Raw genomic sequence first — 1,786 nt, 5'->3', positions numbered from 1 at the left:
TTGATATGATATAAAAGTTGTCAAAAGCAACCAAGTAGATCTTTGAAAACTGAACAAATTTTCGACAAATCAAATGTGTAGGGTCTCTTAACTAAGAGTTAAGAGCAAACATTTGCGAAGTCAATTCGCTAGTTTCAAAAAGTAACAAAACAATAAGAGCAATCAACTTTTTATATGAGAGTTTGATCCTGGCTCAGGATGAACGCTGGCGGCGTGCCTAATACATGCAAGTCGAACGCATTATCTTCACCGAGTGCTTGCACTCACCGAAGATAATGAGTGGCGAACGGGTGAGTAACACGTGGGTAACCTGCCCAAAAGAGGGGGATAACACTTGGAAACAGGTGCTAATACCGCATAATTTGTTAAACCGCATGGTTTGATAATGAAAGACGGCGTAAGCTGTCACTTTTGGATGGACCCGCGGCGTATTAGCTAGTTGGTGAGGTAAAGGCCCACCAAGGCAATGATACGTAGCCGACCTGAGAGGGTGATCGGCCACATTGGGACTGAGACACGGCCCAAACTCCTACGGGAGGCAGCAGTAGGGAATCTTCCACAATGGACGAAAGTCTGATGGAGCAACGCCGCGTGAGTGAAGAAGGTTTTCGGATCGTAAAGCTCTGTTGTTAGAGAAGAATGTAGGTAAGAGTAACTGTTTACCTAGTGACGGTATCTAACCAGAAAGCCACGGCTAACTACGTGCCAGCAGCCGCGGTAATACGTAGGTGGCAAGCGTTATCCGGATTTATTGGGCGTAAAGCGAACGCAGGCGGTTTTTTAAGTCTGATGTGAAAGCCTTCGGCTCAACCGAAGAAATGCATTGGAAACTGGATAACTTGAGTGCAGAAGAGGAGAGTGGAACACCATGTGTAGCGGTGAAATGCGTAGATATATGGTAGAACACCAGTGGCGAAAGCGGCTCTCTGGTCTGTAACTGACGCTGAGGTTCGAAAGCATGGGTAGCAAACAGGATTAGATACCCTGGTAGTCCATGCCGTAAACGATGAGTGCTAAGTGTTGGAGGGTTTCCGCCCTTCAGTGCTGCAGCTAACGCATTAAGCACTCCGCCTGGGGAGTACGACCGCAAGGTTGAAACTCAAAGGAATTGACGGGGGCCCGCACAAGCGGTGGAGCATGTGGTTTAATTCGAAGCAACGCGAAGAACCTTACCAGGTCTTGACATCTTCTGACAAACCTAGAGATAGGCCGTTCCCTTCGGGGACAGAATGACAGGTGGTGCATGGTTGTCGTCAGCTCGTGTCGTGAGATGTTGGGTTAAGTCCCGCAACGAGCGCAACCCTTATTATTAGTTGCCAGCATTTAGTTGGGCACTCTAATGAGACTGCCGGTGACAAACCGGAGGAAGGTGGGGATGACGTCAAATCATCATGCCCCTTATGACCTGGGCTACACACGTGCTACAATGGACGGTACAACGAGTTGCGAGACCGCGAGGTTAAGCTAATCTCTTAAAGCCGTTCTCAGTTCGGATTGTAGGCTGCAACTCGCCTACATGAAGTTGGAATCGCTAGTAATCGCGGATCAGAATGCCGCGGTGAATACGTTCCCGGGCCTTGTACACACCGCCCGTCACACCATGAGAGTTTGTAACACCCAAAGCCGGTGAGGTAACCTTTTAGGAGCCAGCCGTCTAAGGTGGGACAGATGATTAGGGTGAAGTCGTAACAAGGTAGCCGTAGGAGAACCTGCGGCTGGATCACCTCCTTTCTAAGGAATATTACGGAAACCTACACACTTGTCGAAAATTTGTTTAGTTTTGAGG

1 rRNA gene is annotated in these 1,786 nt (G+C 48.5%); it reads left to right on the top strand.

Annotated features, from left to right (window positions below):
- Positions 1–170: 170 nt before the first annotated feature.
- A 16S ribosomal RNA gene (locus AC1RPY_RS07555) occupies positions 171–1,731 on the top strand.
- Positions 1,732–1,786 lie beyond the last annotated feature (55 nt).

The organism is Dellaglioa sp. CoH-56-MRSF-12, assembly GCF_056782075.1.
Note: the sequence above shows the minus strand (reverse complement) of the source record. Positions and strands in the feature narration are given on the sequence as shown.